The 23,447-nt window shown below is 52.1% G+C and carries 20 protein-coding genes; 7 read left to right on the top strand and 13 right to left on the bottom strand.

What is annotated here, in order from left to right; genetic code table 11:
* Positions 1–20: 20 nt before the first annotated feature.
* A complete protein-coding gene (locus tag PBOR_RS14855) occupies positions 21–887 on the bottom strand; it encodes a hypothetical protein (RefSeq protein WP_042212846.1) in 867 nt (288 codons plus the stop codon).
* Positions 888–990: 103 nt separating this feature from the next.
* On the bottom strand, positions 991–2,988 hold the full coding sequence (locus PBOR_RS14850) for a sensor domain-containing diguanylate cyclase (RefSeq protein ID WP_042212844.1): 1,998 nt from the start codon (positions 2,986–2,988) through the stop codon (positions 991–993).
* A gap of 391 nt (positions 2,989–3,379) precedes the next feature.
* Between PBOR_RS14850 and rpsD the strand changes: the two genes are divergently transcribed.
* Together rpsD and PBOR_RS14840 are read left to right on the top strand one after the other, a co-directional pair.
* On the top strand, positions 3,380–3,979 hold the full coding sequence (gene rpsD, locus PBOR_RS14845) for a 30S ribosomal protein S4 (protein WP_042212841.1): 600 nt from the start codon (positions 3,380–3,382) through the stop codon (positions 3,977–3,979).
* Positions 3,980–4,371: 392 nt separating this feature from the next.
* On the top strand, positions 4,372–7,296 hold the full coding sequence (locus PBOR_RS14840) for a transglycosylase domain-containing protein (RefSeq protein WP_081972054.1): 2,925 nt from the start codon (positions 4,372–4,374) through the stop codon (positions 7,294–7,296).
* Between the two features lie 97 nt (positions 7,297–7,393).
* Here the strand turns inward: PBOR_RS14840 and acsA are convergent, their stop codons facing one another.
* On the bottom strand, positions 7,394–9,118 hold the full coding sequence (gene acsA / locus PBOR_RS14835) for an acetate--CoA ligase (protein ID WP_042212838.1): 1,725 nt from the start codon (positions 9,116–9,118) through the stop codon (positions 7,394–7,396).
* Between the two features lie 160 nt (positions 9,119–9,278).
* Here acsA and PBOR_RS14830 point away from each other — a divergent pair, with 160 nt between their 5' ends.
* Entirely contained in the window at positions 9,279–9,911 is a 633-nt protein-coding gene (locus tag PBOR_RS14830; RefSeq protein WP_042212836.1) for a GNAT family N-acetyltransferase, read from the top strand.
* A 27-nt stretch (positions 9,912–9,938) separates the two neighbouring features.
* On the opposite strand, the gene PBOR_RS14825 is transcribed toward PBOR_RS14830, so the two are convergent.
* From PBOR_RS14825 to PBOR_RS14815, 3 genes are all read right to left on the bottom strand, one after another.
* The gene (locus tag PBOR_RS14825) at positions 9,939–10,634 is read right to left on the bottom strand and encodes a 5'-methylthioadenosine/adenosylhomocysteine nucleosidase (RefSeq protein ID WP_042212833.1); all 696 of its coding nucleotides are present in this window, start codon (positions 10,632–10,634) and stop codon (positions 9,939–9,941) included.
* A gap of 95 nt (positions 10,635–10,729) precedes the next feature.
* Positions 10,730–11,740, bottom strand: coding sequence for a catabolite control protein A (gene ccpA / locus PBOR_RS14820; RefSeq protein WP_036695017.1), 1,011 nt, complete (start codon positions 11,738–11,740; stop codon positions 10,730–10,732).
* Positions 11,741–12,114: 374 nt separating this feature from the next.
* Positions 12,115–12,552: a hypothetical protein gene (locus PBOR_RS14815; RefSeq protein ID WP_167549545.1), complete on the bottom strand. Its 438-nt coding sequence runs from the start codon at positions 12,550–12,552 to the stop codon at positions 12,115–12,117.
* Between the two features lie 232 nt (positions 12,553–12,784).
* Between PBOR_RS14815 and PBOR_RS14810 the strand changes: the two genes are divergently transcribed.
* A complete protein-coding gene (locus PBOR_RS14810) occupies positions 12,785–13,309 on the top strand; it encodes a type 1 glutamine amidotransferase domain-containing protein (protein WP_042212828.1) in 525 nt (174 codons plus the stop codon).
* 92 nt (positions 13,310–13,401) lie between these two features.
* Here the strand turns inward: PBOR_RS14810 and PBOR_RS14805 are convergent, their stop codons facing one another.
* The 4 genes from PBOR_RS14805 to PBOR_RS14790 form a co-directional block, all read right to left on the bottom strand.
* Positions 13,402–14,811 carry a hypothetical protein gene (locus tag PBOR_RS14805; protein ID WP_042212825.1) on the bottom strand — a complete coding sequence of 470 codons (1,410 nt, stop codon included), beginning with the start codon at positions 14,809–14,811 and terminating at the stop codon, positions 13,402–13,404.
* Between the two features lies 1 nt (position 14,812).
* Positions 14,813–15,337 (bottom strand): sigma-70 family RNA polymerase sigma factor, encoded by a 525-nt coding sequence (locus PBOR_RS14800; protein ID WP_081972053.1) that lies wholly within the window; start codon positions 15,335–15,337, stop codon positions 14,813–14,815.
* Positions 15,338–15,556: 219 nt separating this feature from the next.
* Positions 15,557–17,323, bottom strand: a complete 1,767-nt coding sequence (ptsP, locus tag PBOR_RS14795; protein ID WP_042212823.1) for a phosphoenolpyruvate--protein phosphotransferase — start codon at positions 17,321–17,323, stop codon at positions 15,557–15,559.
* Positions 17,320–19,206 (bottom strand): glucose PTS transporter subunit IIA, encoded by a 1,887-nt coding sequence (locus tag PBOR_RS14790; protein ID WP_042212821.1) that lies wholly within the window; start codon positions 19,204–19,206, stop codon positions 17,320–17,322. Before PBOR_RS14790 ends, ptsP begins: the two co-directional genes overlap by 4 nt.
* 147 nt (positions 19,207–19,353) lie before the next feature.
* On the opposite strand from PBOR_RS14790, the gene PBOR_RS37715 reads away from it, so the two are divergent.
* The 3 genes from PBOR_RS37715 (at position 19,354) to PBOR_RS14780 (ending at position 21,071) form a co-directional block, all read left to right on the top strand.
* The gene (locus PBOR_RS37715) at positions 19,354–19,623 is read left to right on the top strand and encodes a hypothetical protein (protein ID WP_218918908.1); all 270 of its coding nucleotides are present in this window, start codon (positions 19,354–19,356) and stop codon (positions 19,621–19,623) included.
* A gap of 195 nt (positions 19,624–19,818) precedes the next feature.
* The gene (locus tag PBOR_RS14785) at positions 19,819–20,175 is read left to right on the top strand and encodes a transposase (RefSeq protein ID WP_042210226.1); all 357 of its coding nucleotides are present in this window, start codon (positions 19,819–19,821) and stop codon (positions 20,173–20,175) included.
* A 17-nt stretch (positions 20,176–20,192) separates the two neighbouring features.
* Positions 20,193–21,071, top strand: a complete 879-nt coding sequence (locus tag PBOR_RS14780) for an IS3 family transposase (RefSeq protein WP_081971880.1) — start codon at positions 20,193–20,195, stop codon at positions 21,069–21,071.
* Positions 21,072–21,351: 280 nt separating this feature from the next.
* Here PBOR_RS14780 and PBOR_RS14775 read toward each other — a convergent pair whose 3' ends face one another.
* The 3 genes from PBOR_RS14775 to PBOR_RS14765 all read right to left on the bottom strand — a co-directional run bounded on the left by PBOR_RS14775 (position 21,352) and on the right by PBOR_RS14765 (position 23,442).
* Complete coding sequence (locus tag PBOR_RS14775; RefSeq protein ID WP_042212818.1) at positions 21,352–22,020, bottom strand: PDDEXK family nuclease; 669 nt, start codon at positions 22,018–22,020, stop codon at positions 21,352–21,354.
* Between the two features lie 285 nt (positions 22,021–22,305).
* Entirely contained in the window at positions 22,306–22,740 is a 435-nt protein-coding gene (locus tag PBOR_RS14770; RefSeq protein WP_042212815.1) for a CoA-binding protein, read from the bottom strand.
* A gap of 168 nt (positions 22,741–22,908) precedes the next feature.
* Positions 22,909–23,442 (bottom strand): GNAT family N-acetyltransferase, encoded by a 534-nt coding sequence (locus tag PBOR_RS14765; protein ID WP_042212813.1) that lies wholly within the window; start codon positions 23,440–23,442, stop codon positions 22,909–22,911.
* Positions 23,443–23,447: the final 5 nt, after the last annotated feature.

Here is a 23,447-nt window from a genome sequence, read left to right as displayed (position 1 = left end):
CTCTTCCAGAGCGTGAGCTTTCATTGATAACCATAGAAATCAACCCGGGTGATGTAGGTTTCTTCAGTAACCTCACCTGTCTTGCCGGGGTACGTCGCGGTCCGGTTCCACGTCAGCCGGGCGGGCAAATTACGCTTCGGGTCTACCTTGAGATAATAAACCGTCCTGATACTGGCTTGCTTCAGTCTCTGCTGCAGTTCAGCCTGCTTCTGCTCCCACAATGCAGCCCGTGCCTCCTGCTCCTTAGCAGGCTTTCCAGCAGCCGTTCCAGCGGCGCCCTGGTCATCGGGGCGTATCGCCTGCATCTCCTGCTCCAGTTCCGCTGACAGCTGGCTGCGCGCTTCCTCCGGCGTCAATTCGATGCGCAGCACACGGGTTCCCCTGGCACTCCCCGCTTCCTCTGTTACCGTCTTTTGCAGCCCCTCCAGCTCTTCCAGCTGCCTGAGCGGATTCAGCGCCTCCAGCGGATTGCTCTCCTGCAGAGCCGGCGCTGCCTGCTGCGCCTTCCATTCACCATCTTCCTTCACCAGCCTGGTGTAGTAGACCGGAACATTTCCTGAGCCCTGCTCTAGGTGATGCGGAGCGGATTCGGCTGCGGTGTCCGGCTGGCTCCCGTCCGGCAGCAGGGAATATAAGCTGACCTTATTATGATCAGCTACCTTTCCTCCATAATAGAGCGATGACTCCGGAACCGTCTTGCCGCCGATCAGCAGCGCTGCCTCCCCTTCGAAGGATACTCCGTCACTGCCGTCCATACCGGCCAGCACCAGACTTAAGGATTCAGCAGCCGGTTTGTCATTCATGACACCACAGCCGCTTGCAGGAATCAGGCAGATCAGCAGTACAAGTGAGAGGATTCCCGTGCGGTACGATATCAGTTTCATCATAGATTCAAGGCCTCCCGGGCAGATTATCATTCATTCTTCCTAGGGTCTCCTTGAATACAGCGCTTATACGCTTGTCAGGATGCAAAAAAAGAACCCTCAAGGCTTAAGCCCAAGGATTCTTTAAAGTATTCTCAACGGTTTTGTTATCGATAACCACCTGGTTCCGGCCGTTGTTCTTGGCTTCATACAGCGCCATGTCCGCCCGGTAGAAGAGCGATTCTACACTTACCCGCTCATCTGTCCAGCTCCATTCTGCTATGCCGCAGGATACCGTTACACGCGGCTCTGTTTCCCCCATCACCCGCTTGCGGATGCGTTCGGCCACAAATACTGCCTGCTGCACCCCGAGCTGAGGCAGATATACGGCAAGCTCTTCCCCGCCCCACCTGGCGGCGATATCCCCCTGACGGATTGAAGACTTGACGATTTCGCTTACTTGCTTCAGTATCTTGTCACCCTTCTGGTGGCCGTAAGTATCATTGACCGTCTTGAACTGATCGATGTCAACGACAATCAGGGAACCGCAGAAATCCGTGGCCTGCCGCTGTTTGATCTCTTCATCCAGATAATGACGGGCGAAGAGCCCTGTCAGGCTGTCGCGGTTAGCGAGGCGCCTTACCTCAGCATGCAGACGGGCATTGCCGACCGCAAGCCCGATATGCCCCGCCATAGCCTGCAGCAGCCTGTAGCTGTCGTAGGAGAAGAAATGGGCATCCTTATGGGCGAGCATAATCGCCCCTCTGACTTCTCCCCCTACACTTAACGGTGTGGCGATCAGCGACTGTGAACCGGTAGCATCCATAAGCTTGGACGTCGCTCCGGCGGCATACTTATAGTCTGATAGTAGGAGCGGCTCGCCTGAGGTATAGACCTTTCCGCCCAGTCCTTGCCCGGCTTCCACCAATTCACCCAGCAGCGGGGTATGATTGCAGGCAATGACTTCAAGTCCGCCTCTTTCTTCATTCATATGCAGGATGCAGCAATAATCGGCCTCGAACATCCCCAGAAGCTCCTCAAAGGCAAATTGAAAAATATCGCCAAGGCGCAGGCTCTGGTTGAGACGCTGCGTAAGCTCATTACTCATGCGCAGCTCCCGGATAAGCTGGTTGGAGCGTTCATACAGCTTGGCGTTCTCGAATGCTGTCCCGGCAGTATCCGCCACCATGGTCAGGAAGCGCAAATCCACCTCCCGGAAGGAAGGCTTGTCCATTACCATATGAAACACTCCGTAGACACCTTGCTTGCCTCCCAGCGGAAGACCTACCTCCACCGTACAGCTGTCTTCACGTCCGGCATGAAGTGCCACCCGGCCATCCTTGAAGGCTCTGGCACAGACATCATTGCTGGCCCAGCGCAGCGGCAGCGGCTTGACCTGAGGATGCGTGCTGCGGTGATCCTGAGACATGAACAGATCGAGCCGCGCTCCGGGATACATCGCCGCGATGCTGTCGATCACCTCGGTGAGCACGGCATTCACATCAATGTTGTCATGCATCCGCTGGACGATCTGGAAGAGCAGCGAACGGCGGCTGCTCTCCCGCTCAGCATGGAGATGCACGCCGGCAAGATCCGAGACAAATACATGCTCGAACTTGTGGTAAAAGCAGGTCTGAAAGTGCATTGCCATCGCTTCTGCCGTATGTATTCCGCCGCTTGCATACTGCTCCGCCGGCATCTCACAGCCAAGAACGGCGAATATTTCTCCGTGACCGCGTGTAAAAATAGGCATAGCCAATAAAGTCCGTGCTTGTCCAGCCTCCTGAACCTCTACGGCATGCATGCCACCAGAGCGCAGACAGGCCTCCGCCGCCTCTTCCCATTCTGTCTTCCAGCGCCCCTGCCGGAATTCGAATATGGGATCAATCCATTCTGCTTCAAAGTTCAGTACACACCAGTTCCACGATTTCGCAAAGGACGGTACGGCCTGTCCCAGCCAATCCTTGAAACTCTCGGCAATCAAGCTGGCTGCATAAGGAAAATCATGGGACACAATGTCCGTTTCCCTCAGCCAAGCAGCGGGATCTTCATAATCTCCGCTTTGCTTGGTGTCCTGTAACAGCATACGACTGGCCTTGCGGTCGTATGCTTCCTGCTCCGACATAAAGAGGATCCCCTTTGCTATTTGATATCAGTTTTTTCCGATAACATCTAATTAGCTATATTTTACTCCCTTTCTTTAGGTATTGCATTATATTTTCCGCAAAACCGGGATTTTTTTTAGGACCAAAGAACTAACGACAAAGATAGACAAAAACTCTTTTAAGTTGCGCTTGACTTTGACTGTCATTTTCATATAATATTTATTGTTGAACAAGACTGTAACAAGTCTTAATTGGGCGTAACGTTGTGTCACCCTCTACGCATTTCGTTACTGCCAGGGCAGCGGCTGAACTTCCCTCGGCAGTGTGAAACCATCTAACGCTTTCACGGATACGAATTGCGGCGCAAATAGGCCCTACAATACATTTGCAAATTAAAAGGAGTCTACTATAATGGCACGTTACACCGGACCTAAATTCAAACTCAGCCGCCGTCTGGGCATTTCCCTAAGCGGTACAGGCAAAGACCTGAAACGCCCTTTCCCACCAGGACAGCACGGCGCTAACCAACGCAGAAAAGTAAGTAACTACGGAATGCAGCTTTTGGAAAAACAAAAACTGCGTCACATGTACGGCTTGGGCGAAAAGCAGTTTAAAACTCTTTTCACCAAAGCACAAAAGCTCCAGGGTATCGCGGGCGAAAACTTCATGTTCCTGCTCGAAAGCCGCTTGGACAACCTGGTTTACCGTCTTGGATTCGCTAACTCCCGTGCAGGCGCACGGCAGCTGGTATCCCACGGCCACGTAACCGTTAACGGCAAAAAAGTCGACATCGCTTCTTACCGCGTAAGCGTGGGCGACGTTATCGGACTTCGCGAAAGAAGCCGCGCTATGGGTTCTATCAAAGAAGCTCTTGACAACCGCTCCCACCTTCCAGGCTATCTGGAATATGCTGATGGTTCTTTCGAAGGCAAATTCATTCGTTTGCCAGAACGCGCCGAGCTGTCCCAAGATATCGATGAGAAACAAATCGTCGAGTTCTACAACCGTTAAGATTCTGCCTCCAGCAGATCTGATCAAAGCTCCCGGATATTTTATCCGGGAGCTTTTTTCGTTCAGTAGACATCTATTCCTTTCATCATCCTAAATCCAGCCTGGCAAATTCCCGCTTTCCTTCCCGGATAATGTCACCCTTCTGCACGGTTAACTATCGCCTTGTTCTGAAGCAGCACAAATAGCCTCTTATTCATCCCAAGGGACGAGCAAGAGACTCGCGGTACCACCCTACTTAAAGACTATCCTCATACAGCGATATCCAATTGAATCTATTTATAACACAGCAACTTTGGAAAAAGCAACGGCGGAGTAAATCCCGTGCGGCAGAAGCGCATTCAAAATCGCCAAATTGTGCTATAATAGTTCCGTTAAAAGGAGGATAATCGTCGATGGTTGAGGAGAATAAGAAGAAGACCGCAAAACAGCGTCCGCCGCGCAGATCCTGGCTCCGCAGGTTCGGTTCAGTCGTGAAGTGGATGTTTATACTCGGTATACTCGGCATTCTGTTTGCCGGTGGCGCCGTGGCAGGCTACGTGACTTCTATAGTGAAAGATGACCCTGTCCGCACCGAAGAATTAATACAACAGCAAGTCAGCCAGAACGCCATTACCGGCTTTGCCTATTTCAGTGACGGGCAGCCGATCGGCCAGCTCCGGACGGAAGAAGACCGCAGACTTATTGAATTCAACGATATTCCACAGCTTGTGATTGATGCCGTTCTCGCTATAGAGGACAATAACTTCTACAATCATAAAGGGGTGGATTTCAGCGGCACCCTGCGTGCAGTCAAGCAGAAGCTGCTGAACGAATCCGTACAGACCGGGGGCAGTACACTGACCCAGCAGCTGGCACGCCGCGTGTTCCTGAACCTGGACCGCACAGAGGACCGCAAGGTGAAGGAGATCCTGCTGTCGCTGCGGCTGGAGCGTTTCTTGTCCAAGCAGGAAATATTAACGGCATACTTAAATAAGGTTCCTTTCGGGAACGGTTCGAATGGTTATAATGTTTTCGGCATCAAGGCTGCCGCCAAAGGCATCTTCGGTCTTGATGATCTGGAAAAGCTGAACGTGGCACAAGCGGCTTATCTGGCCGGCCTGCCTCAGCTCCCATCCAAATACTCCGCATTCAATGGTGTCGGCGAATTCAACGAGACTGCCTTTAACCGGGCCATTGACCGTCAGCGTCTGGTGCTGCGGCGGATGCTGGAAGAGAACAAGATTACAACATCCCAGTACGATGAAGCCCTGCTCTTTGATATCAAGAGCTCGCTTGCTCCGCATACGAAGAAGGCTTATGCTACCTTCCCTTATCTCATGCTGGAGACGGAACGCAAGGCGGCTGAAATTATGCTGACGCTGAACGAAGACAATAAAGGCGCTGCTTCGGATACGGCGGCAAGTACCGCTGACAACACGCTCCTTCTGGAGGAAGCCCGCCAGCAGCTGATGACCGGCGGCTACCGTGTATACACTACCATTGATAAGAAAGTGTACAGCGCAATGCACAGCATCTCGGAAGACAGCGATAACTTCACGGAGGACAGCAAGGCCAGAGGCAAGGAACAGACGGCCGGCATCATGATCAACAACAAAACCGGAGCGATTCTCGGGATGATTGAAGGACGTGACTTCAACATTGAGCAAATGAACTATGCCACCCAAATGGTCCGCCAGCCCGGTTCCACCATGAAGCCGATCGCCGCGTATCTGCCTGCACTGGATGCCGGATTGATCCAGCCTGCCGGCATTCTGGATGATGCCCCGATTGTCATGAAGGACGGCGGCAAGGGCTTCCATATTCCGAAGAATGCCAACAACCGCTATCAGGGGCTGGTTACCGCCCGTTATGCCCTTAATAAATCCCTCAACCTGCCGGCCTTGAAGCTGTTCAATGACAAGGTGGGCATTGAGAACGCCTGGACTTTTGCCAAGAAGCTCGGGATCACTACGATTCAGGACGATGATTATAACGCACAGACCGGTGTAATCGGAGGATTGCGTTACGGGGTTTCCGTTGAAGAATTGACGAATGCCTATTCTTCAATCGGCAATCAGGGTGCCTTCAACGATGCGTATATGATCGAGAAGATTGTTGACTCGCAGGGCAAGATTATCTATCAGCATAAGGTGAATCCGGAGCAGGTCTTCTCCGAGCAGACAGCCTATCTGATGACCGATATGCTGCGCACCGTAATAACGGATGGTACGGCAAGTACGGTCAAGAAAAACTATGAGCACTTCAAGGAAGTCCCGATTGTCGGCAAAACCGGTTCTACGCAGAACTATGGGGATGTCTGGTTCATGGGCTATACCCCGGATGTTACCCTGGGCATGTGGGTGGGCTATAAAGAACAGATCAACACCCTCCAGGGAGATACGCAGAAACGGCAAGCTCAGACATTATGGACCAAGGTTATGAATACAGTGATTGACAAGCGTCCGGAGCTGTTTGTAACGAAGGAATTCCCTAAACCGGAGGGTATCGTCAAAGCGACGGTCTCCGCTTACAGCGGCAAGAAGCCGTCGGAACTGACGGATAAATTCACAACGGACCTGTTCAATGCTGAATTCGTACCTAAAGACAGCGATGACGGAATCTCCAAAGCCAAATACATCACCTTCAACGGGGTGAATTATCTTCCTCTGGAAGGAACGCCCGAGGATTTCCTGAAAGAGAAGATTGTCGTCAAGCGCGAGAAACCGATTCAGGATCTGGTCAAAGAACTGCTTGCGGCCTTCCCGGCCATGAAAGAACATGAACCACTGGCGTACTATATGCCGGCTGATGCCAAAACCGACTTCCCGACCGAGGTTGATCCCCGGGTGGATGACGGCAGCGCGCCAAGTGCTCCAGGTGAAGTGATGGTCTCTTACAGCACCGGCAAAGCTGTTATTACCTTCACTCCAAGCGGTTCATCCGACGTTGTGGGTTACCGTCTGTACCGTTCACTGAACGGCGGTTCCTTCCAAAAGCAGGCCGTGCTCTCGGCCGGCGAAAGCACCGTCTTTAAGCCCGGCACACCTGCCAGTGCCAATGCCACCTTCTACGTGGCTGCCGTAGATGTAGCCGGACATGAGGCCGCCTCGGGAAGTGTAGCCGGCGGAACTCAGCCTACGCCGGAGCCAACGCTGCCTCCGGAGGAAGTACCAGGTGACGGCACTGGTGGCACGGAGCCAACGCCGGACCCCGGAATCATCCCGGAAAGCAGCGATGATCCCGGGATGATCATTATCCAGCCGCCAGGAGGCAATGAAGCAACGCCGCAAGGCAGCGGTAACGGATCTGGCGGCAATACCGGTGCTACCACACCATAAGCTATGCTCTGTGGATGGCGCCAAATGAATGAATTAGAAAAGACCGTTCCCTGTATCTGAGGGAACGGTCTTTTCTATAGGCTGACTGATTTTGGCTTCAATCCTCAATCGTAGATAAATCACCTGCCGGAAGATGCAGCTCCCACGCCTTCAGGACACGGCGCATTATTTTGCCGGACCGGGTCTTGGGGAGCTTATCCTTGAATTCAATCTCGCGCGGTGCAGCATGGGCAGACAGGCCCGCTTTGACAAAAGCAGCAATCTCGTCCTTCAGCTCTGCAGTCGGGGAGTAGCCGTCCCGCAGTGAGATGAACGCTTTGATAATCTCTCCGCGCATCACATCCGGCTTGCCGATCACTCCAGCCTCAGCCACCGCCGGGTGTTCAACCAGTTTGCTCTCCACCTCGAACGGACCGATCCGCTCTCCGGAAGAATTAATTACATCATCAATCCGGCCCTGGAACCAGAAATATCCATCTTCGTCCATATAAGCCGAGTCCCCGGAAATATACCAGCCGGCAATCCGGAAGTATTCATCATATTTGGCCTGATTGTTCCATACCTTGCCCATCATTGACGGCCATGGCGTCCGGATGGCCAGGTTGCCCATCGAATACGGCGGCAGAATATTACCGTGATCATCCAGAATAGCGGCTTCGATACCGGGTAGCGGCCGCCCCATGGAGCCTGGCTTGATGTCCATCCCCGGATAATTGCAGATCAGCTGCGCACCCGTCTCCGTCATCCACCAGGTGTCGTGAATCCGCTGGTGATAGAATTTATCGCCCCACCGCACGACCTCCGGATTCAGCGGTTCCCCTACAGACAGAACATGACGCAGACTGCTCAGATCAATATCCTGCAGGCTTCCTGCCCCTGCGCCCATCAGCATGCGGAAGGCCGTAGGCGCACTGTACCACACCGTTACCCCATAGCGTTCAATCGTCTTATACCAGTCCTGCGGGCTGAAGCGGCCTCCCCGGATCACGTTGGCTACTCCATTCAGCCAAGGGGCGAATATCCCGTAAGAGGTGCCGGTCACCCAGCCGGGATCTGCTGTACACCAGTACACATCATCCGGACGCAAATCCAGTACAACCTTGCCTGTATAATAATGCTGAATCATTGCCCGCTGCACATGATAGATGCCCTTAGGCTTACCGGTAGACCCGGAAGTATAATGCATGATCAGTCCGTCATCCAGAGCCAGCCATTCCGGTTCAAGCTCTGTTGAAGCTTCAGCCATTTCCAGTTCATAACTCAGCAGCCCCGGATCTTCAGAAGCGGTGCCGCCTATCAGAATAATGTGGCGCAGCCCTGGAAGCTGCTCCCGCTTCACCCGCTGCAGCAGCTCAGGCGTCGTCACCAGCGCTACCGCACCGCTATCCTCCAGCCGGTCTTTCACTGCTGTCTCCATGAACGCCTCGAATAGCGGTCCCGCTACGGCACCAACCTTCAGAATGCCCAGCAGGCTGAAGTACAGCTCCGGTGTCCGCGGCATGAAGATGAATACACGGTCGCCTTTGCCGATCCCATATTTATGGAGCACATTACCGAACTTGTTCGACCGTTCACGCAAATCGGCAAAGGTGTACCTCTCCTCGCGCACAGTATCACTATAGAGCAAAGCAGTAGCTGCTCCCCGTCCCTCCTGCACATGACGGTCTACGGCTTCATGAGCCATATTCACCTTACCGGTTCCATACCAGGAGAAGCTTCTCTCGACATCCTCCCACCGGAATTCGTCAACGGCACGGGAATAATCCGTCATATTCGCGTGCTGCACACGGCCCGGCAAAATTTCGCTGTGGACTTGCCCCATTACACTTGCCTCCCCTACTCGTTTGATTTAAGCTTTAAGGGTAAGAAACTCTCATCTGCAATGTTGTCAACGCGCCAAATGTGAATTTTTCGTGTCAGAGCCAGTATATCACAGGAAGCGGTTACATTCCATAATATAGTGAACTGAAGGGAGCCCAATCATGGAGCACATCAAAATCCCCGTCTCCCATACCTTTGAGCATGCAGACAGGCTGGTATCCGTTGAAGGCCCCTTGCCACCGGACACACTTAGACAATTAGTCATGCACAGCGATCTAGATGCCTTCCGGAAGCCGCAGGAGCAGCTGGAAGCCTTAATCGATATATCTGGCCTGCCGGAAGGCCGGATCATCGCAGCCGTGGTCTCAGACGTTATAGTAGGGTATGTTACCTTTCATTATCCGGATGAGCTGGAGCTGTGGTCTCAAGGAGGAATGGAGGATCTGATTGAGCTGGGCGCAATCGAGGTCGCGGATGAATACCGGGGATGCGGGCTTGGGAAGCTGCTGGTCTCCAGTGCTTTTGAAGAGGGGCAATTAGAGAACTGCATCGTATTCACGACGGAATATTATTGGCATTGGGACCTGAAGGGCAGCGGCCTCTCAGTATGGGAATACCGCCAGATGATGGAGAAGCTGATGAAGACGGTGGATATGGTGTGGTATGCCACGGATGACCCGGAAATCTGCTCCCACCCGGCCAACTGCCTGATGGTCCGCATGGGCCAGGCTGTTCCGCTGTCCTCCCGCGAGACCTTCGACCGGGTCCGCTTCAGACAGCGGTTCATGTATTGATAGGACCGGGATTATATTGCGCAGAGCTTACATCGCTTTCAGCATATACTCCAGTATGGCGTGCGAACGTTCCGCAGCAGTTACCGTAAACTCACGGTAATTCACATGTGCAGAGCCATCCGCTTTGTCAGACATGGAACGGATGACCACAAAGGGTGTCCCGTTCATATTGCAGACCTGGGCAACAGCTGCTCCTTCCATCTCGGCACACGCTCCATCCAGCTGCTCACGTAGCACGGTAACCGTATCCTTATTTGCAATAAACTGATCTCCGGACAATACAATGCCGGTCACAGACTTCTGCTTCAGCTCCCGGCAAGCCTGCTCCGCCAGCTTCACCAGCTGCGGATCTGCCGGAAAGGAAGAGGTTTCCTGGTAGGGGATCACCCCTCTGGCGTAGCCAAGAGCGGTCACATCCACATCATGCTGGATGCACTGCGATGAGATGACAATGTCCCCGATGTCCAAATCTGGATGCACTGCACCTGCTACACCGGTGAACAGCACCTGCGAAACGCCGAAGCTGTCCAGCAGAATCTGCGTTGTTACTGCGGCATTCACCTTGCCGACCCCCGATTTGCAGAGCACCGCTGTTTTGCCGAATACAGTTCCTGAATGGAAGGTTACCCCCGCCTTCACCGTTGTCTGTTTATTCTCCATTTCCTCAAGTAGCAGCATAATTTCCTCATCCATCGCACCAATCAGACCCAGAACTTCACTCATCTTAAACCCTCCCGATTCTTAACTGCCCTGAAACATAAAAAGCTCCCGAAGGAGCTTTCTACATACCTTATATTCTCGTGCTGAACGTACAAATCTTATTTGTTCACATGGTTGACGGACAAACGAAGAATCGTTTCATGCGGCAGGATAACCCGCGGGTTCTCCACCGTTTCCTTCTTCATCAGTTTCGTCAGCAGTCTCATCGCTACTGCACCCAGATCGTACATTGGCTGTGCCACAGTAGTGAGCAAAGGACGAACCATAGATGCCATCCGGATATTGTCGACACTGATGATCGAGAAATCGTCTGGAACCTTCAAGCCTTCATCCTGAATACTGTGAATTGCCCCAATGGCCATCTCATCGGTTGCTGCGAAAATAGCTGTCGGTTTCTTCTTGAGGCCGAGGAAATACTTCATGGCTTCGACACCGGATTCGTAACGATAGTTACCGATGCGGACCAGATCCTCCTGGTACTCAATGCCTGCCGCTTCCAGCGCTTTCTTATAGCCGTGGAACCGGGCGTAACCGTTCGCAGGATCCTGCAGCGTTCCGCTGATCATCGCGATCTCACGGTGTCCGTGGCGGATAAGCGTATTCACTGCATCAAACGCAGCCGTCTCGTGATCGATATCAACAGACGGGTAAGTCCCTTTCTCATCCCGCGTGGCGCAGAGAACAATTGGAACTGCCGAGGTCTGGAAAGCCTGAATATGCTCTTCCGTAACGGTTCCGCCCATGAAGAGCAGCCCGTCCACTTGTTTCTCAAGCAGCGTGTTAATAACACGAATTTCCTTCTCTTTGCGCTTGTCGGCATTACACAAAATAATATTATAGTGATACATATTGGCAATATCTTCAATCCCGCGTGCAATTTCCGCAAAAATCGAGTTGGAGATATCAGGGATAACAACCCCTACGGTTGTCGTTTTCTTGCTGGCGAGACCTCTCGCCACGGCATTTGGACGATAGCCCAAACGCTCAATCGCTTCAAAAACCTTCTTCCGGGTCTGCGGTTTCACGTTCGGGTTATTATTCACAACCCGTGATACCGTAGCCATAGATACGCCTGCTTCTCGAGCTACATCGTAAATGGTTACCGTCAAATTACTCTCTCCATTGCGATAAATTTTATCGTTCGACTAATTAAAATTATGATACGACACTTTGTACAATTGTGCAATGATAACGCTTCATTTTCCTTTCAAAATTTCTTTCAAAGGTTGAAACGCCAGTCCTGGCGCGGGCTTTACCCCTTCCACCATTTCTTAATACTCCAATAACTCCCAGCCTTAAACCACTTTTGAATTTCAGAAATGCAGGGGGATCATAGCGAAAATTGCACTCAATCCTCCGGACAGCTGCAGCAATCCTGTAACCTCTTTCTATCGTATCAAAAAGTGCGTGAAAAATCCAACATTCGTTGAAAGATTTTCATTGATTTTGCAGAAAAATTTTTCAAAACACCAAAAACCGCCTATTATTTGGCACTTTCTGCCGACTGAGCCGTTAATTGGGACAGCCTAAGGCCAGTTTCTTCCATCCACGTCTTGTCGGACATATCGACAGCTACGCGGTAAACATCCAGCAGCAGATCTATCCTCCCCTGAATAGCACTCCGTATGGTCTCCTCCAATTCAGGCAGTCCGCCGGCAAATAAACCTGAAGCGAACGTCTCCTTAAGTACACTGGCCCACTCATTGCGGTCTGCAAAGGACAAATGCTTCCTCCCTGGCGGAGTATCTCCAAGCTCACCGATCAGTTTGCCGAGATCCCGCTTGATGACGGGCAAAGGCTCATACCGGGCGCACTGCCCGCATGTGTAGACGGGAACCTGTGTGATTTTGATCTTTGCACTATAAATCAGCGCATGCATATGTATGGTCATGATCCCGCCGCAGCCGCATGACTTCCTCATTAAATTATCCTTATACATCTCCCACACCTCAGAATGATCTTTATAAAAACGCGTAAGTTTGCCTGTTCACATGCTATATTCGACCTTACTCCTGCGAATCCCTGCCGATTTGCATATAATGATTTAATTGGCAAAACACTTATGAATTCCCATATAAAAAGTGACTTCAACTTTTTCTTTTGATAGAATGACAAGGAACCAAGATGTTATTTCCCGGAAGGAGCTGCATGGAATGAGACTGGCTGGCAAAAAGGTTATAGCGCTTGTAGACGATGAATTTGAAGATTTGGAGCTCTGGTATCCCGTGTACCGCGTGCGGGAAGAAGGGGCCGAGGTTCATTTGGCCGGACTGGAGAAAAATAAGACCTATGTGGGCAAATACGGTGTACCCGCCACCGCTGAATATTCCTGGGACGAACTGAACGCAGCCGATTATGACGGCATCCTGGTTCCCGGGGGCTGGGCGCCCGACAAAATCCGCCGGTACAGCGCGGTGCTGAAGCTGGTGCAGGATTTCAATGCTGCGAAGAAGCCCATCGGCCAGATCTGCCATGCCGGCTGGGTACTGATCTCTGCCAAAATACTGGAAGGCGTGACCGTCACTTCCACTCCAGGCATCCGCGATGATATGGAGAACGCCGGGGCGATCTGGAAGGATGAGCCCGTCGTAACCGACGGACATATCATCTCAGCACGCCGACCGCCTGATCTGCCGCCTTACGGCAAGGCTTTCTGCGATGCGCTGGCTGGGGAATAGGCTTAAATAATCCCCCTTAAATGAAGATCTGAATATTCAAAAGCCCTGCCCTCCGTCATAGCGGAGATCAGGGCTTTTCCGGTTATTGTCTGTTATTTGCGCAGGGTAAGCTCTGCTTTATCTTTAATCAGATTCGGGTAACTAATGATCTTGAATGTCAAAGGCTGCGGCAGCTCAGCTGTGCCCAGTTTGTAAGCGTACTGAAAAGGAGGAACCTTCTCATTAGCATGAGCAGTATCGATATGGGGCACCGCGGGATTATACGTAGCCGTATGCAGTTTGCCCGCTCCGTCCTTGAACGTCTGGTCCAGAATTACATTTGCGGTGTTAGCAGCGCTTTTATTGCTTGGTCTTTGATATTCCAGAATCAGGCTGTGAGTGTTTGACCCAGCGGCTAGACGCAGGCGGTCGTCAGGTCCTTTGATAATTTGTTTCTTATCCGTATCTACTATCAGCTCCTGGGCAGATTTCTCAAGACCGACGACACCGTCAATTTGCAGCTTCATGGTGCCGGGTGACAATTCACTGCCAGGGAATACGAGATACTGTTTGCCCTCAACATTAATCGATCCCTTTGAATACAATGCGGTATAATCATTACCGCCTCCAAGCCGAATATGCGGGCTATTCAGACCGAATATTTCCACGGAATTCTGCGGACTGTATGCAGTTTCCACATAGATGCCAGTTGCAGCTATATATACGTCCCCGATCTCAACATCCTGGCCCGCGATTTCCATAGTCCGGTTAATGGATACGGTCTCTCCGGACCGGGCAACAGCATTCTGCTCTATGGTAATCGGGACATAAACCTCATTGTTCGTCTCAAATCTCTGTATGCCATCGACCACCCCGCCTACCGGCCCCACCACGCTCAGCTTTACCGCCATCCGTTCCGGCAGTTTTGTATAATTGCGGTTCCAGAGTACTTTTTGGTATCCTCGTGTTACCCCAGATACAGCTTTCGAATTGTTGCTGAAGTACGTTCCTAGTCCTAGCTCAATATCTGCAACTGTAGTCACTGAGAGTGAATAATCAGATGCCTTTACGTTCTTATTCTCCAGCTTATAGAAAAAGAGGATCCCCATCCGGTCTGCTGCAACGGCTTCCACTGTCAGAATATACCCGTCCGTCTCTGCTGTTGCTCCGCTTACCGGTTTAATGAGGCCTGCGGCCAAAGCTGAAGTAACTGTAGAATCACTTCCGGCAACTTTACTGTAAGCTTCAAACCACTTCATATCCTGCGCCGTTACCTGCGAGCCCAGAGCAGCACTTCGCGGCTTCAAAGCATCGCTTCCCCAAGGAAAAACGAACAGCAGCAGAATCGCCAGTACAGCCACCGAACCTAGTACATAACGCGCCCTTAAGGACAGAGTGACTTTTCGCGACCGGGCCATCCCCATGCGAATGGCTGCATTCAGCTTCAGTTCAGCAATTTCATCCGCTTGAGCGGACAGACTGTGATAGTACTCCTTCAGCAGTGTTTCTTCATTCGTGGCCATTCTATAGTCCCCCTCTGATTCTCATTTTGTCGCGCAGCTGCTTCAGTCCCTTGTTCAGCCAAGTCTTGACCGTCCCCTCAGGCTTGCCCAGTACCTCGGCAATTTCGGTCAGCGTCATATCCCGGTAATACTTCAGCACAAGCACCTGGCGGTATTTCGGCTTGACCCCGCTGAGCGCCTGCTCCATATCCAGCTTACGGTCACTGGTCATCTCCTGCAGGCCGCCGCTAATCTGAACCGTGCCCGGAGACACCAGACGTTTCCTCCGCTTCAATTCATCCTTACAGCAGTTGATCAGAATTCTTGTCAGCCATGGCGCAAACCGCTCTGTATCCTTCAGGCTCGCACGCTTGACCCAGGCTCTATATGTAGTTTCCTGCACAACTTCAAGTGCCTCCGCCTCGCTCCGCAAGTAACTGTAGGCTATGCTGTAGAGTATTTTCTTCTGCTCTAGCACCCGGCTGATGAACAACTGTTCCTGCTCATTTAAGACACGCATCCGCTCGCCTTCCCAGACATTCTCCATCCCCGCATCCTCCCTCTGCTTTTATTCATTTCTGTATATACTGACTGCGCAGCAGCGCAAACGGTTTTACTTTTTTGGGACAAATAAGATAAACGGTAAGAATTCCTCTCTTTGAGGAGCCTGTAACAGCTGTGATTCACAGCAAAAAGTCCGGCGTGTATGGGTTACCACACACCGGACTTTATATTAGATAAGCAAATTATGTGTGCCCGTTAATGGTTAAGACGTTTTCTCTTTGGAGTCCCCGCCTGCACCCAGCGTAATTCCGCTGCGCCCGGCAAAGGCACTCAGCTGCTCCTCCGTCTCTGAGCTGGTCCGGTTCCGGAAGCAGAGCTTGGCAACTTCTCTGGCTTCGGAAGCCAGTGTGTTCAGGGTGCGGTGCTTCACCTTAAGCAGCGCCTGCGGCGACATGCTCAGCACACTGATTCCAAGCTCCAGCCAGAGCGGTAAAGACCGTTCATCTGCGGCCATTTCACCGCATACACTGACATCGATGCCCACCTTGCGGGCGGCATCAACCGTCATTTTGATCATGCGCAGCACTGCCGGATGGTAAGGATGATACATATGGGCAATCTGCTCATTCATCCGGTCCACAGCGAGTACGTACTGCACCAGATCATTCGTGCCGATACTGAAGAAGTCCACTTCCTCCGCGAGCAGATCGGCAATCATAACAGCGGCTGGAACCTCAATCATAATGCCTACCGGCAGCTTGCGGTCATATGGAACTCCCCGGCTGTCCAGCTCGCTTTTCACTTCCTCCAGCACGGCTTTGGCAGCCTGAACCTCTTCAACGGAGGAAATCATCGGGAACATCATCCGGACATTGCCGTAATGGCTGGCCCGCAGAATGGCCGTCATCTGCGTCTTGAACATGTCCTTTCGGTCCAGACTAATGCGGATGGCGCGGTAGCCGAGGAACGGATTCTGCTCCTCCGGCAGCTGGAAGTAATCCAGATGCTTGTCTCCTCCAATGTCCAGGGTGCGGATGACTACAGACTCCTTGCCGACTTTTTCAGCTACCAGCTTATAGACTTCAAACTGCTCATCTTCGGTCGGGAACGTGTTGCGGTCCATATACAGAAACTCCGTACGGAACAGTCCAACACCTTCGGCTCCATACTTCAGCGCCATATTAAGCTCCTTGACAGAGCTGATATTCCCTGCCAGACGCAGAGATACGCCATCCTTGGTGAAAGCTTCCACAGTAGCGAGCAGTTCCAGCTGTTCCCGCTTCTTGAGCTGCTTCGCACGTCTGGAGGTGAAATCCCGCACGGTGGTCTCATCCGGATGGAGCATCACGGCTCCGGTCTCCCCGTCGAGCACCAGCATGTCCCCGGTCTGAATCGGGGTAAGGATTTTGTTCTCCAGACCTGCGACCAGCGGAATGCCAAGCGCCCGGGCCATGATGGAGGAATGCGAAGTTTTGCCGCCCATCATTGTAACGATGCCCAGCACATAGGCCGGATTCAAATGGGCCAGCTGGGACGGAGAGAGCTCCTTCGCCACAAGAATATATGGCTGTGTATCAGACGGAAGCGTAACCTCCGGAGCACCCAGCAGATGCTTCAGCAGACGGTTGCCGACATCCTTAATGTCCACCGCCCGCTCCTTCATATACTCATCGTCCAGCAGATCGAACATGGCTACAAAATGGTCAATCGCTTCTTTCACCGCCACCTCGGCTGCCTTATACTGGCGTTCGATTATACCGCGGATTTCGCTCATGAACACAGGGTCGTCCAGGATCGCCAGATGGGCATCAAAAATACTCGATTCCTCCGGTCCGACGACCTCCCGGAATTCTCTTTTGATAAATTCAATCTCATCCTTAGAGGTGCGGATCCCTTCGTATAAACGTTCAAACTCCTTAGCCAGATCCACCGGGTTCACCTGCGTGTCCGGCAGACTCCATTCCCAGTTCGGCAAGACAAAGGCCTTCCCGATGGCAACACCTGCTGCGGCGCCTATGCCTTGTATCATGCTTCGATCCCTCCAACATTACTTTCGTGTAGAACAACGGACATGACGGACGACTGCCCCTTTTTAACATTTTTAAATGGAGCATAGCTCCAGGATTTTACGCGGTCCGGATTGGTAATGACCATCGGTGTAGCGAGTGAAGCAGCATGCTCCTTCAAGAAAGCCAGATCAAATCTGACCAGCAGCTGTCCCGGCTCCACGCTGTCACCTTCCTGTACAAGCGCCTCAAACGGCCCTTTAAGCTGCGAAGTATCAATCCCGATATGCATAAGCACCTCAAGCCCCTCGGGCGTAGAAATGCCCACTGCATGCATTGTAGGGTATACGTGCATCACCTTGCCGAATACGGGCGAGACCAGCTCTCCTTTTTCCGGGAAAAAGGCTACTCCGTCCCCGACCAGCTTCGCGGCGAATATATGGTCCGGCACTTCTTCGATCGGCATCATCCGGCCCTGGATAGGCGAGCTGAACAGCACCTGGGGCAGATCGCGCAGCATCAGCTTGTCGATTTCTTCCCGGATCAGCTCCGAATACGTACCGAAGACGACCTGCACATTGCCGCCGCCCAGCTTGATGATGCCTGCGGAGCCAAGCCCCTTAAGTGCTCCTGTATCAATAAAACGGTCGTTATGCACAGTTAATCTTAGCCGGGTGATGCAGGCCTGCACCTGCACGATATTCTCCTTGCCGCCCAGCGCCTCCAGAATCAGCGGAGCCTGATACGGTATATTACCCGCCCAGTCTCCCAGCTCGGACCCTTCTTCGCGGCCCGGCGTAGGAATCTGGAAGCGGCGGATCGCCCAGCGGAACACATTATAGTAGACAATGCCATAGCCGATCCCGATGGGAATCAGCAGCCAGGCCCGCTGGGACAGATGCAGATTGAGGAAGAAATCGATCGCCCCGGCCGAATACGAGAACCCGTGATGAATGCCAAGCGAGTAGGTCAGTACCATGGCAAGGCCGGACATGACTACATGCAGCCCGAACAAATAGGGTGAAGCAAACAGGAAGGCAAACTCAATTTGCTCTGACACCCCGGTCAGAAAGCAGACCAAAGCGGCACGCAAAAAAGTCTTCTTAATCTTCGGCTTGAGGTCCTCGCGCGCTTCCTGAATAATCGCGAAGGCAATCGCCGGCAGGGCAAACATCATAATCGGGAACAGCCCGGCCATGAAGATCCCAGCTGTAGGGTCACCGGCAAAAAAACGCGGCAAATCCCCTTGCACGACTGCACTTCCGTCAGGCGTCGTGAAGGAGCCCAGCTGAAACCAGAATACATTATTAAGAATATGATGCAGGCCAAAGGCCGTCAGCACCCTGTATAATACCCCGTAGACAAAAACTCCATATCCGCCGGTAACCTGCACGACCCGGAAGAGATCATTCAGCAGCTGTTGGAGCAGCGGTGATACGCCGAGCATCACCCAGGCGAACAGCGCCGAGAACAAGCCCATAAACAGCAGTACAAAACGCGATCCTCCGAAAAACTGGATCGCCTCCGGCAGCTTGATATTCTTAAACCGGTTATGCGCTACGCCGGCTACAATCCCAAGGATAATACCAATTAATGTTGCAGGCTGTACAGCCCCGTCTCCCATGTTGGAAACAATCCGGTCATAAGTGAACATCCCTGCGAGCGCCGCCAGTCCGGCCGGTCCGGCCTGATTGGACAAGCCCCATGCCACACCGACAGCAAACAAATAAGGCATGAAATAGAATATTCCTTGCCCCGCGTATGTCGTCACTTCGGATACCGAAGAAAGTCCCCATGCAGACCACGGTAAGCTGCCCAGACTCAGCAAAATGGCCGCCGCCGGAAGCACCATGGTAGGAAGCATAATGGCTCTGCCTAACTGCTGCAAAGATCCGAGCCAATTCAAGGTGACCCTCTCCTTTCTTTCTATATTGAATGGTAAGCGCTGCAGCAGTTTTTGTCAAAAGAATACGTGTGAACAAGCACAGCACGGATAACCGGACTCGGAGGCGATTACCCGGTTACTTTTACCGGACACGAACTCCCTTCTGCAATGTTGGTGTATAGCGCGACTCCTGCGACTCCTGCGACTCCTGCGACTCCTGCGACTCCTGCGACTCCTGCGACTCCTGCGACTCCTGCGACTCCTGCGACTCCTGCGACTCCTGCGACTCCTGCGACTCCTGCGACTCCTGCGACTCCTGCGACTCCTGCGACTCCTGCGACTCCTGCGACTCCTGCGACTCCTGCGACTCCTGCGACTCCTGCGACTCCTGCGACTCCTGCGACTCCTGCGACTCCTGCGACTCCTGCGACTGAATAAGTGTAGTTTGTACAACTATAAATGACTAGGAGATCTTACATTTTATTTTAATTGCATTCTGTACAACTATTCAGTTGCAATGCTGCTATATCTCTCACTAATTGAACTTTTAATTGTACGAACTCCTAGGCCCCCTAATGGAACTGGAGAGTTCTCCCCCAATTTATTACACTGTTAAAGAGGGAGGCGAGCCCCATGAAGAAGAAACGAGCCTACGAGGAAATTAAGCTTCAGATTGTGAAAGAAGCACTCTCCGGTGTCAAAGTGGGGGTGTTAGCCCGGCGGTACGAAATGCATCCGGAAACCATACGTACCTGGATTCGCATGTACCGGGATGAGATCCCGGATAACGAGATCCCGGCGACCGATGACCATCTGGTTGAAATGAAACGCCTACAGGAAGTGGAAGACAAGTATCAAAGTGCGGTGAAGCTGTTAGGCGAGAAAGAACTAGAAATTGAGATCTTACGTGAATTGCTAAAAAAACAGAACCCTGCTTATCCGACAAGCTCGAAATCGCGGACCGATTCCTTAAGCAGGGGCAAGTCGTAGCCACGGTCCTGCGTATCTTGGGCATTGCCTCCTCGACGTACTATGACCGCAAACAACGGGGAACTCACACGGGAATTGCCACCACTCCGGCTTCGCCCGGTCGTCCTCATCCGGGGTACTCCCTGAACGTTTCCGGAGAGAAGATTAGTGACGAGCAGATTCAAGAGTGGCTCATGGAGCTCGTTGAAGGCGAGGAGAATGGCTATGGATACAAGCTTCTCACCCAGTGCCTACGGGACCGTAGAGGGCTTATTCTGGACAAAAAGAAGGTGTACCGGCTCTGTAAGGAGCTCGGGATCTTACACCAGCAGCGTCCGGCTCACAGTCGTTATCCGCGCCATCTGGCCCGGAATCGGATTGTAACCGGCCCGAACCAGCTTTGGCAGATGGACATTAAATATGGGTACGTAATGGGACGGGACCGATTTTTCTTTGTTCTGAGTCTCATTGATGTGTTTGACCGGGTCATTGTCGGGTACTACCAGGGTTCCTCGTGCGACGCGGCAGCGGTGGTTCAGACACTAGAAAGGGCACTGCGAAGCCGGCTCCAAGACGGGGAGGCCAAGCCGGTCATTCGTACCGATAATGGCCCCCAGTTTCTAAGCCACGCGTTTGGAGAGGTTTGCGAAAAAGAGAGGCTAGAACATGAGCGTATTCCGCCAAAGACACCGAATATGAACGCCTACATTGAGTCGTTCCACAGCTTGCTAGAACGTGATCTGTTCCAAAAGACCGAGTACGAGACCTTTGAGGAGGCCTATGCCTCTGTGGACCAATACATGGATTTTTACAACCACCGCCGTTTACACGGGAGTTTGAGACGAAAACCCCCACTAGTTTTTTCGGAGTGGGTCATGCAACTGGCAGACCGCACTCCATTTTACCGGACATTATGAAAAAAAACGTAATCCTACGAGAAGTCGAGATTTAATGAGGAGGACTCCGGAATTAGGGGGCCTAACCGCGAAGTGCAGTTATTTCTGAAAAAACCCCTGTAGAGCGCATTTTAGTTGTACTAAATACACTTATCTCCTAGTACACCAGATGGCCTAAAAACTTTAGCAGTAAAAGTAGGAAATTCAGCATTGACCAGCTGTCATTGGCGTAACCTTAATCTGACACAGGAAGGGTATATTGGGTGTTCTGGGTGTTCTGGGTGTTCTGGGTGTTCTGAAGTCACCATACTAGATCCGACCGCATGGAGCTAACCTCGTAGTAGCGTACCCGTTCTTTTGAGATTACCGGCTTAAGCAGTCCTTTATCTGTTAAAGAAACGAGCAGCCTGCGTGCCGTACGGAAATTAATGTGTAAATATTCAGTCACATCCTTGGGCCGAAGCGGCCGGGCAATCCGCCATGCCAGTCTTAACACATCCATCTCTTCCGATATCAAATGCTGAGCGGCAGTACTCCGGGCTAAATAAGGTGCCAGCACCAGCTGCAGCAGCATCCGGCATACCTCAGGACGCTGCTGGAGATCGTCGAATGAGAAATGCAGCATTTTCCATCCCATTCCCGTTAGGAATGTATCTCTATTAAGTGCATAGCTGAATTTTTCACGGTCCATATCTTTAATATGACTCTGGAAACCATCACATTCGATTCCAAAGCGGGCACCATTCGGCGGCAGAAAAGCAAAATCCAAAAATTGCGACTTGCGGTTCCAGTCATATACTTCGTATTCCGGGTGCAAATACTCCAGCGACTCAAACAGCGGCCACCATACATTCTGTAAAAACAGTTTCTCAGCATAATTGTGTCCCCGGAGCAGCCTCCCCCGCCTTTCACCAGCTCTTTCATTTGTATGCGTTTCAATAAAAGTACAATGTGCCTGCTCAAATTCCATATGAACAACCTCCTGTGAAATAAAAAAAACGCCCTTCCCCCACTATGAAATGGAGTAAGGACGTTCTTCGTCTCTGCTAAGTATAGCAATTTGAATTCATGAAATCTACAATTCGCCTGCGTAACTTTCCAACACTGATCGCCTCTTCCTGGCGTGCGCGGTAGGAGGAGGGTGTTACAAATATACGTAATCCAGGCTGTTCCAGCACTCCGGATTTGGAAAGCTAGAAGCTTGAGTCACGGTCCACTGTACCATGAGCTCATTCATCCGTCTGCAATCAAGCACTTACCCCCGGCTCCGGCCCTTCACCGTAATCGCCTCTTCCACCTTGATGCAGCGGTCCATGATGGCGATCATATCGTGGGCAGCGGCGATGTCAGCCGCCTCCTGGCTGATGATTCCCTGCTGCAGCCAGAGGACGCGTGCGCCGATATCTGCGGCTTCCTGCGCGACAGCCGCGCAGTATTCGCTGCGGCGGAATACATTCACAATATCTACCGGCTCCGGAATTTCCGCCAGCGTGTGATAGCATTTCTCGCCCAGGATCTCTCCGTCAACCGAAGGATTGACCGGAATAATCCGGTACCCCCGGCTCTGCATGGCGCCTGCGACCATATAAGAGGTGCGGTCGGTTTTGTCGGATAGGCCGACTACGGCAATATTGCCTGCACCAGCCAGAATATCTCCGATTTCATCCCTGCTTGGGTTCTCAAAGCTCATGTGTATTTCCCCTTCCCGTGTGGTTAGATGGTAGCTATAAATACATCATACAGCGGAGCTTGCAAAGTTCCAAATTCACAGGGCCCTGCAACCGCTGAATCTATTCATAAAATAAACAGGTTAGGATCCGGCGGCCGGAGATACAGTCCCGTTGGTGCGGCAGAACCCTCAGCTCACAGTACTCAGCCAGACCATGTGAACAGAATCCGGTCCCCAATAATCCTTAACTACCGCATAGGGCTGTCCGAATTTGCGCAGCCACCTGGTTTGAGCGCGTCTGTAGCCGCTGTCCAGGCAGAACTGAGTGATCCCCTGCTCCCGAAGAAATACCATGAGCATCGCAATCAAAGCCGACCCAATCCCTTGCCCCTGATATTCAGGCAGAACGTACAGACTGCCCAGCTCACCTACAGCGTCAAGCCGATTCCCGGTACAGACTCTAATGTCCTCTCCGCAAGGTGCATAAGAAATGGTGCCGACAACCCTTCCGTCTATTCTGGCGACCCAGAAGAAGATATCTGAATTCGGCGGATTCAGGGAAGCAGCAGCCATTCGTATCTTGGATTCGATCTCCTGTTGGATGTCACCTTGTAAGTGACCCAGTCCCTCGCTCTCAAAAGCATCCGTGATCGCAAGCTTATAAAGATCCGATACCGGAGAAATATCATCCTCCGTGAGCGGATAGATATTTAACGGACCCACCTTTG

The sequence above is a fragment of the Paenibacillus borealis genome (genome assembly GCF_000758665.1).
Classification (GTDB): domain Bacteria; phylum Bacillota; class Bacilli; order Paenibacillales; family Paenibacillaceae; genus Paenibacillus_AQ; species Paenibacillus_AQ borealis.
The sequence above is the reverse complement of the archived record's forward strand: the minus strand, read 5'-3'. Positions and strand labels throughout refer to the sequence as shown.

Bases quoted from the DNA above. Each gene is read 5' to 3' on its own strand.
- PBOR_RS14825 (WP_042212833.1), bottom strand. From the start codon at position 10,634: ATGAGTGAAGTTCTGGGTCTGATTGGTGCGATGGATGAGGAAATTATG.
- PBOR_RS14800 (WP_081972053.1), bottom strand. From the start codon at position 15,337: ATGGAGAATGTCTGGGAAGGCGAGCGGATGCGTGTCTTAAATGAGCAG.
- PBOR_RS14850 (WP_042212844.1), bottom strand. From the start codon at position 2,988: ATGTCGGAGCAGGAAGCATACGACCGCAAGGCCAGTCGTATGCTGTTA.
- PBOR_RS14805 (WP_042212825.1), bottom strand. From the start codon at position 14,811: ATGGCCACGAATGAAGAAACACTGCTGAAGGAGTACTATCACAGTCTG.
- PBOR_RS37715 (WP_218918908.1), top strand. From the start codon at position 19,354: ATGTTGGTGTATAGCGCGACTCCTGCGACTCCTGCGACTCCTGCGACT.
- acsA (WP_042212838.1), bottom strand. From the start codon at position 9,118: ATGGGGCAAGTCCACAGCGAAATTTTGCCGGGCCGTGTGCAGCACGCG.
- rpsD (WP_042212841.1), top strand. From the start codon at position 3,380: ATGGCACGTTACACCGGACCTAAATTCAAACTCAGCCGCCGTCTGGGC.
- PBOR_RS14840 (WP_081972054.1), top strand. From the start codon at position 4,372: ATGGTTGAGGAGAATAAGAAGAAGACCGCAAAACAGCGTCCGCCGCGC.
- PBOR_RS14775 (WP_042212818.1), bottom strand. From the start codon at position 22,020: ATGGAATTTGAGCAGGCACATTGTACTTTTATTGAAACGCATACAAAT.
- PBOR_RS14830 (WP_042212836.1), top strand. From the start codon at position 9,279: ATGGAGCACATCAAAATCCCCGTCTCCCATACCTTTGAGCATGCAGAC.
- PBOR_RS14815 (WP_167549545.1), bottom strand. From the start codon at position 12,552: ATGAGGAAGTCATGCGGCTGCGGCGGGATCATGACCATACATATGCAT.
- PBOR_RS14785 (WP_042210226.1), top strand. From the start codon at position 19,819: ATGAAGAAGAAACGAGCCTACGAGGAAATTAAGCTTCAGATTGTGAAA.
- PBOR_RS14855 (WP_042212846.1), bottom strand. From the start codon at position 887: ATGATGAAACTGATATCGTACCGCACGGGAATCCTCTCACTTGTACTG.
- PBOR_RS14810 (WP_042212828.1), top strand. From the start codon at position 12,785: ATGAGACTGGCTGGCAAAAAGGTTATAGCGCTTGTAGACGATGAATTT.
- PBOR_RS14770 (WP_042212815.1), bottom strand. From the start codon at position 22,740: ATGAGCTTTGAGAACCCAAGCAGGGATGAAATCGGAGATATTCTGGCT.
- ptsP (WP_042212823.1), bottom strand. From the start codon at position 17,323: ATGATACAAGGCATAGGCGCCGCAGCAGGTGTTGCCATCGGGAAGGCC.